General features: G+C 38.0%; 6 protein-coding genes. 3 read left to right on the plus strand and 3 right to left on the minus strand.

The window, feature by feature from the left end:
* Positions 1 to 225 precede the first annotated feature (225 nt).
* The 3 genes from JW841_16450 to JW841_16460 are packed head-to-tail and all read right to left on the minus strand — an operon-like array spanning position 226 to position 2,166.
* On the minus strand, positions 226 to 1,200 hold the full coding sequence (locus JW841_16450) for an inositol phosphorylceramide synthase (GenBank protein MBN1962525.1): 975 nt from the start codon (positions 1,198 to 1,200) through the stop codon (positions 226 to 228).
* 57 nt (positions 1,201 to 1,257) lie between these two features.
* The gene (locus JW841_16455) at positions 1,258 to 1,968 is read right to left on the minus strand and encodes a DNA mismatch repair protein MutH (protein MBN1962526.1); all 711 of its coding nucleotides are present in this window, start codon (positions 1,966 to 1,968) and stop codon (positions 1,258 to 1,260) included.
* A 21-nt stretch (positions 1,969 to 1,989) separates the two neighbouring features.
* Entirely contained in the window at positions 1,990 to 2,166 is a 177-nt protein-coding gene (locus tag JW841_16460; protein ID MBN1962527.1) for a hypothetical protein, read from the minus strand.
* Positions 2,167 to 2,352: 186 nt separating this feature from the next.
* On the opposite strand from JW841_16460, the gene JW841_16465 reads away from it, so the two are divergent.
* From JW841_16465 to JW841_16475, 3 genes are all read left to right on the plus strand, one after another.
* The gene (locus JW841_16465; protein MBN1962528.1) at positions 2,353 to 3,684 is read left to right on the plus strand and encodes an ankyrin repeat domain-containing protein; all 1,332 of its coding nucleotides are present in this window, start codon (positions 2,353 to 2,355) and stop codon (positions 3,682 to 3,684) included.
* A gap of 46 nt (positions 3,685 to 3,730) precedes the next feature.
* A complete protein-coding gene (locus tag JW841_16470; protein MBN1962529.1) occupies positions 3,731 to 3,868 on the plus strand; it encodes a hypothetical protein in 138 nt (45 codons plus the stop codon).
* Between the two features lie 242 nt (positions 3,869 to 4,110).
* Complete coding sequence (locus JW841_16475; protein ID MBN1962530.1) at positions 4,111 to 4,311, plus strand: hypothetical protein; 201 nt, start codon at positions 4,111 to 4,113, stop codon at positions 4,309 to 4,311.
* Positions 4,312 to 4,628 lie beyond the last annotated feature (317 nt).

Genomic DNA, 4,628 nt, shown 5'->3' on the forward strand with positions numbered 1-4,628 from the left:
CGACCCGTTTGACAATAACAGGTTTTCAAACACGCGGACATCTACCCGTGCTAATGAAGCGGACATCTATAAATACTTGTAACATATTTGAATTTAATAATATTTGAACTTAGTAACATAAATGCTTGTAATAGTTATATATGATTATTGCGGTATTTAATTATTTAATTATTTGATTTTAAAGAAGTTTTCGTTTGTAGTGAGTGTAGCGAAATAAAAAATCTATTAATTAATCAATACGCGTCGACGAAATTTAGTGTAGCGTTTGCGTAGCCACGGCATCGGGGTGAAGAGAATTATACTTAAAATAAAACCTGCAAAACAATCTACTATCCAATGATGGCGCAAATACACTGTTGAGATCCACAGACTGACTACGAGCGGTAAGAAAATCCAAAACAATATTGAGCTACCGAAACTTTTACGAAAACGCCAAGCAAATAAAAGAGCGGTCAACGATAAAGCACAATGCAACGACGGAAACGACGAGTGCGCTGGTACTGAGTTGAGACTATCGTAAGCACCATGGGTCAATTCATAAAGCCCTAAAGCTCCGGTTAATTTTGCAGGTTCATAAAGATGTGCCAGGGTAAAGCGAGGTGGGCCAGCAGGAAAAATTATATAAAGTAAAAAACCAAAATACTGTACTAACAGCACACCGGTCATTAATTCTTTAAAATCTTCGCGATGCTTACGCAAATAAAGAGTAGTTGCAAGTATCAGTGGTAAAATAAAATAAAGCATATAAGCAAAAGAAAAATAATCGGTGAGCCACTTATTAGTAAATTTTTGTATCCAGATAGTGGGCTCAGCTCCAAATAATAGAACATCTGCTTTATAGAGATGCTCATCAATAACATCAGGTCGAATTAGCCCGGTTAAGCCGCGTAAGTTTTCATAAATTAATACTAATAAAATAAGCGGTAGCCAATCGCGTACCACCAGCAGAGCCTCACGTGCTGCTTGATGGTAAAGTAAGGGTGTCGGCGTTTGGGTTCGTCGAAGATGTGTAAAAAACCGAGTAGTTGCAATTACTAATAACACTAACGAAGGCCAAATGACTGAACCATCAAAAAAGCGAAAATGGGCGCCATAAGTAATTAATAACACCGAAAAGACTAGTAAAAATAGGCCAAGTGCAAGATAATCTAGTCCGGCTTTTGCAATTAGACGCTGCCATAAAGAAGTTGTTGTTTGCATGGACATATTTAGCATACCGCTGTTAGGGCGAAACGCTTTGTGTGCGAGAATCAGCTTTTAGTCAATCCTTTGTTGATCTTCTGTATTATTCAAAGTTTTATCTGTTGCATTCATTAAAATTTGGTTTGTAAAGCAAGCGCGTAAATAAAAACCTAGGGGTAGGACGCTTTCAGGGCCTTTATCGCCCGGGGCTAAAACCCGTTCACGAGAAGTACTAGCTTTAGGACGAACTTGCAGTATTTGCCCGCGATGCCCACTTAATGAGTTGCTTTGCCCAGCACCAATATAACCAATAAGTTCTTCCCAATCAGCTCGTAATAACTGTTGTTGTGCAGGTGATGGTCGCCAGAGAACAGGCTGACCAAATAAGCGTTGGGGTAAAGGAGCCGTTTTTGCTGATTGCACCGGGATAAATAGTACGCAACCTAGGCGTCGACGCAGTCGAGATGATTCCCAGGTTTGTTGATCAGCATCAATCATTTTTATTGAACAAACAAAAGTTGATTCGGCAGGGCGACCATGTGTTGATATAGGAATCGATTTTAGTTCTACTTCTAAGTTAGGAAAGTCAGGATTATCTTGTGCGGTTGGATCAGCACCTAAAGCATATTCAAGTAGGGTGCCAACAAAGCCTTTGGCGCGTTTGGGATTTTCGGGGAGTGGTATTGCTAAAGCTGCAGCAACTTCACCGATATTATGGCCGACTAAAGCTTGTGCACGTATTTCAAGTTCTCGTATCGATTTAGGTGCAGGACGACGTATGGTCATAGCCAAACTGTTATCATGTTATTAAGAACTACTTTTATTAGGGATCCATCCTTTAAAACGAGCTAAGGCATAAAGCTCAAGCAGTAAATATATGATAACGAATTTAAACTGCCCGTGATATACGGAAAATCCGCCTAAAATAGCAATTGCTATCATTAAAAATGCCCAAAAACCACGGTTACTAAATAAATTTCGCATTTTTAAAAAATCTCCAATAAAAAATGGATTTTACCAATTATCATAAATATAATAATGCTGTTTGTTGTATATAAGATTTATATTAATTTGCAAGCGCTTCGTGTTGGTAATGGTGAGTTGCGTATAAATTAAGTGTTAGTGTTTGACGCTTGTTTGATCGATTGTTTAAGAATAAGGAGCACCATCATGAAACGATTATATTTTTTATTTTCTTGCTTGATGGTGGCTAATATCGAGATTAGCGCATTTGCGGCATCGTCTATTACAGAGATGAACCAACGTCTATTAACAGCAGTAAGTGAATGTAATACTGAAGAAGCGCGGGTAGCGCTTGAGGCGCGGGCAAATGCAAACTTAAGAGATAATTACCAAGTATCAGTTTTGTCTTATGCTGTATCAAGGTGTGAACCCAAGATGGTTGAGTTGCTTTTACAAAAAGGCGCAGATGTAAATGCACAAGAGAGTGAAGGCGCAACTTGTCTGATGATAGCGTCAATTTTAGATAAAATAGAATTGGTAGAGTTGCTTATTAAATATGGCGCTAACGTAAATGTAAAAGAGAATAACGGTGGCACTGCTTTAATGATGGCCGTTAACAAAGCTAATATTGAGTTAATAAAACTACTTTTAACTAAAGGCGCAGATGTAAATGCGCAAACAAAGTTTGGTGATACTCCTTTAAAAATGGCGACATTGTCAAAGCGAGTTGATGTGTTAAAGCTACTTCTTAAACATGGTGCTAAGTTAGACGTGAAAGATAGCAGTGGTGACACTCCTTTTATGTTGGCGGTAGAAAGTGGGAATATTGAGTTAGCCAAGCTTTTTTTAACTAAAGGCGCTGATATAAATGAGCAAAAAAAATATGGTGATAGTGCTTTAATGATTGCGTCGCGAAAAGGTTATATTGATTTAGTACGGCTGCTTTTACAAAAAGGTGCAGAGGTAAATGCAAAGAAAAATGATGGCAGCACTGCTTTGATGGTGGCGGTGGGATACGGAATTTTTGAGGTAGCAAATCAGCTTATTGACTACGGCGCTAAAGTAAATATGACCAATAATGATGGCAGCACCGCTTTAATGACAGCGGCAGAAGGCGGGTTTTATGCATTGACCAAACTTCTTTTAACTAAAGGTGCTGATGTAAATGCAAAAAACATTTATCAGATTACTGCATTAATATTAGCGGTGCAAAAGGGTTATCCGGCTTTATCAAAATTGCTTGTTGATAAAGGTGCAAATGTAAATGCTAAGGATAACAGCGGTATAACAGCACTGATGGTGGCGGCACAAAATGGTAATATAGAGATAGTTAAACTACTTGTAGATCACGGCGCCGAAGTAAATGCTGAGAATAACAATGGATGGACAGCGTTGGATGCAGCTAAAGAAAAGGGTCATAATGAAATAGTATTATTTTTACAAAGCAAAATTGCAGCAACAACAAAAAATGACCATCGCAGTTCTGTAGGCTCGCAAAAATCAAAAGACGACCCTAGTGACTGTAAACAATGCAAGTAATGAATTATCATAATAATTTGCAATACAAACCTGGGGGTGTCCCTAAATGTCTCCCGTCGATCTTCACGAAATCAGCTACTTACGTCCACGTGCTCGCAGAAATCCTGCCTGCGACTTGCCACTAGCAAGCCTTTCGCATGGTTTTTACTCAAGCGCGCGGCCATCGTTTACGTGGCTTTCGTGAATCTCTTAAGTCCAACATTTAGGGACACCCCCTGACTAGTAAATCGAGAGGTTACATTAGTACTTTTAACCCTAAGATCGAGTTTTTTGTTTAGCTAGGGTCTGCCACTAAATTCATTGCATTCTGGTTGTCATCCCCGTGAAAACCTCATCATTCTACACATCTTTTACTTGACTACATGACTATAGTTGCGAACCAACAATAATATTGCTAATGCCCCCATCAGGAAGAGAGGCTTAATCATGTGTAGTTGCAGACCAAAATCTAGTTGTTGCGATGATCAATGCTATTGTGATGACAGTTATTGTGGTGATAGCGATGACGGCTTTGTGCGTCGTTTTCAAACCAAAGTTGAAATTATTGCTGAACTTGAAGATTATCTCGGTGAGCTTAAGACGGAGATGCAAGCAGTCGAAGAGCACTTAGAAGATTTGCGTAAGTAATCATATCAACAAATAAACTGCCAAAATACTTTATAAATTATAGAAATCAATACAATACAACTAATTCAATAAAATATATTACAGCTTCATTGATATATAATATATTAATAAGTCATAACTACTCAAGTATCTTTGAATTCAGGAGTCAGAATTCAGAATTTTTAAAAATCACTTGAAAATGAGCCATATTCAATTGATGAACTTGTAAGACACTACAAGCATATAATGTTGAGTTTTAAAGCTATTTAGGAAAAATCTTTAATCTTTTCGACTTGTTATTTATTCTGAATTCTGTCTTCTGAATACCTGAGTAGATA

The organism is Deltaproteobacteria bacterium (assembly GCA_016931625.1).
In the GTDB taxonomy this organism is placed as follows: Bacteria; Myxococcota; XYA12-FULL-58-9; order XYA12-FULL-58-9; family JAFGEK01; genus JAFGEK01.

What these genes read in the sequence shown, in the direction of transcription:
- JW841_16450 (MBN1962525.1), bottom strand. Translation starts at nt 1,200, where the DNA reads ATGCAAACAACAACTTCTTTATGGCAGCGTCTAATTGCAAAAGCCGGA.
- JW841_16455 (MBN1962526.1), bottom strand. Translation starts at nt 1,968, where the DNA reads ATGACCATACGTCGTCCTGCACCTAAATCGATACGAGAACTTGAAATA.
- JW841_16460 (MBN1962527.1), bottom strand. Translation starts at nt 2,166, where the DNA reads ATGCGAAATTTATTTAGTAACCGTGGTTTTTGGGCATTTTTAATGATA.
- JW841_16465 (MBN1962528.1), top strand. Translation starts at nt 2,353, where the DNA reads ATGAAACGATTATATTTTTTATTTTCTTGCTTGATGGTGGCTAATATC.
- JW841_16470 (MBN1962529.1), top strand. Translation starts at nt 3,731, where the DNA reads ATGTCTCCCGTCGATCTTCACGAAATCAGCTACTTACGTCCACGTGCT.
- JW841_16475 (MBN1962530.1), top strand. Translation starts at nt 4,111, where the DNA reads ATGTGTAGTTGCAGACCAAAATCTAGTTGTTGCGATGATCAATGCTAT.